General features: G+C 65.2%; 2 protein-coding genes. Both read left to right on the plus strand.

All coding sequences use genetic code 11. The annotated features are described in order from the left end of the window. The coding region (locus M3B01_RS14465; protein ID WP_259793236.1) for an ABC transporter permease subunit at positions 1 to 1,577 on the plus strand (1,577 nt) is incomplete at its 5' end. Between the two features lie 13 nt (positions 1,578 to 1,590). Then, entirely contained in the window at positions 1,591 to 2,508 is a 918-nt protein-coding gene (locus M3B01_RS14470) for a sugar ABC transporter permease (RefSeq protein ID WP_193865794.1), read from the plus strand. Positions 2,509 to 2,541: the final 33 nt, after the last annotated feature.

Here is a 2,541-nt window from a genome sequence, read left to right on the forward strand (position 1 = left end):
CCTCGTCCCCCGCTGCTGAACAGACGCGCGGGACCACCACGATCACCTCCGTCCTGGGCCGCGTCCTCTTCCTCGGCGTGGTCCTGGCCCTCGTCGTCTTCTTCGCTCCGCTCCTGATCGCACAGCAGCTGTGGATGTGGCTGATCGTCCTGATCGGCTCTGCGATCGCGATCTTCGTGCTGTACTCCACCAAGCGGTTCATCCCCGGCAAGTACCTCTTCCCCGGCACGTTCTTCCTGGTGGTCTTCTTGATCACCCCGATCATCCTGACGGTGGGGTACTCCTTCACCAACTTCGGCGACGGCACCCGCGGCACCAAGGAGCAGGCGATCAACTCGATCGTCTCCAACTCCGTGCAGCAGACGGCCGACGCCCCGCGCTACAACATGACGGTCGCGACGATGGGCTCCCCCACCGAGGGGCCCTTCGAGCTGTGGCTGCTGGAGCCCGAGACCGGTGACGTGTTCCGCGGCAGCGAGGAGCAGCCGCTGGAGCAGGTCGACGCCTCCGACGTCACCGTGGCCGACGGCCGCGTCACCGAGGTGCCGCAGGGCGACGTGCTGGACATGCGCGAGGTCAACGCCGTGTACAACGAGCTGCAGCAGCTCGCGGTGCCGGTGGACGACACCTCCGCGATCCGTCCCCTGAGCGTGAACCAGGCCTTCGTGGGCACCACGGTGCTGCAGTACGACGAGGAGCGCGACGTCATCGTCGACACCGCTTCCGGCACCGAGTACAGCGTGGCGAAGGTGGGCGACACGGAGTACTTCGTGGGCGAGGACGGCCGTCCCGCCTTCTCCCAGTCCTGGCTTCAGAACGTGGGGACGAAGAACTACGAGCGCCTGTTCACCAACTCGAACATCGCCTCGCAGTTCCTGGGTGCCTTCACCTGGACCCTGGTGTTCGCCGCCGGTTCGGTGCTGTCCACCTTCATCCTGGGCTTCGCCCTGGCACTGATCCTCAACGACGAGCGGCTCAAGGGCCGCCGGCTGTACCGCTCGATCCTGCTGATGCCGTACGCCGTGCCGGGCTTCATCGCCCTGCTGGTGTGGTCGAACTTCTACAACCGCGACTTCGGCCTGATCAACGAGATGCTGAACCTCGACCTCAACTGGTTCGGCGATCCCACTCTGGCCAAGGTGGCGGTGCTGCTGACGAACCTGTGGATGGGCTTCCCCTACATGTTCATCATCTCCACCGGTGCTCTGCAGTCCATCCCCGGGGACGTGCTGGAGGCCGCCAAGATCGACGGGGCCAGCCGCTTCCAGGCAACCGTCAAGGTGGTGATGCCGCTGCTGCTGGTGGCGGTGGCCCCGCTGCTGGTCGCCTCCTTCGCGTTCAACTTCAACAACTTCAACGCGATCGAGCTGCTCACCCAGGGTGGTCCCTTCCCGCCGGGCGAGTTCACCCGCGGCTCCACGGACATCCTGATCTCGATGATCTACCGCATCGCCTTCGGCGGCTCGGGAGCCGACTTCGGCTTCGCCTCCGCCGTGTCCGTGATGCTGTTCGTCCTGACGGGCATCCTGGCGGCCGTGCAGTTCCGCTTCACTCGTGCTCTCGAAGACGTCAACTGAGGAGATGGCCCCCATGTCTGCACCCGCTGCCTCGACCACGTCGAGCATTCCTGCTCCTCAGGTCCCCCAGCACAGGATGAGCTTCGGCCGCTGGTTCGCGGAGATCGGCTGGCGTCACATCGTCGGCATCCTCGCAGTCATCTTCGCCGTGTTCCCGATCCTGTTCGTGATCTCGGCGTCGCTGAACCCCACCGGCACCGTCGCTGCCACCAGCCTGATCCCCAGGGAGTTCAGCTTCCGGCACTACGAGTCGCTGCTGTCCGGCGAGCGCGGCCCGTTCCTGCGCTGGTACCTCAACACCGTCATCGTGTGCTTCACCGTCGCCTTCGTGCAGGTGTTCCTCTCGGTGATGGCCGCGTACGCCTTCAGCCGCTTCCGCTTCAAGGGCCGCCGCATCGGCCTGCTGTCGCTGCTGCTGGTGATGATGTTCCCGGCGATTCTCTCGATGATCGCGATCTACACGATGATCTCGGACCTGGGCAAGGTGGTCCCCCTGCTGGGGCTGGACTCCGTGCCCGGCTACCTGATCATCCTGCTGGGCGGCTCGCTGGGACAGGTGTGGCTGATCAAGGGCTTCTTCGACACGGTGCCGAAGGAGCTGGACGAAGCCGCCATCATCGACGGCGCCAACCACTGGCAGGTGTTCACCCGGATCCTGCTGCCGGCGCTGGTGCCGATCCTGGCCACCACCCTGCTGCTGTCCCTGGTGGGCGTGCTCTCGGAGTTCCTGCTGGGCTCGATCTTCCTGACCAGTGACGAGAACAAGACCCTGGCGGTGGGCCTGTACGGCCTGCTGTCCGAGAACCGCTCCAACAACCTGGGCGTGTTCGCTGCCGGCTCGGTGATGATCATGGTCCCGGTGATCATCCTGTACCAGTTCCTGCAGCGCTACATCGTCGGCGGCTCCACGGCCGGCGCTGTCAAGGGCTGATCGGCGTACTGCGAGGAGCACTTCCTCCTGTCG

This window comes from Brachybacterium sp. p3-SID957 (assembly GCF_025144775.1).
Classification (GTDB): domain Bacteria; phylum Actinomycetota; class Actinomycetes; order Actinomycetales; family Dermabacteraceae; genus Brachybacterium; species Brachybacterium epidermidis.

Excerpts from the sequence above, each read along its gene's own strand:
- M3B01_RS14470 (WP_193865794.1), top strand. The coding sequence starts at position 1,591 with ATGTCTGCACCCGCTGCCTCGACCACGTCGAGCATTCCTGCTCCTCAG.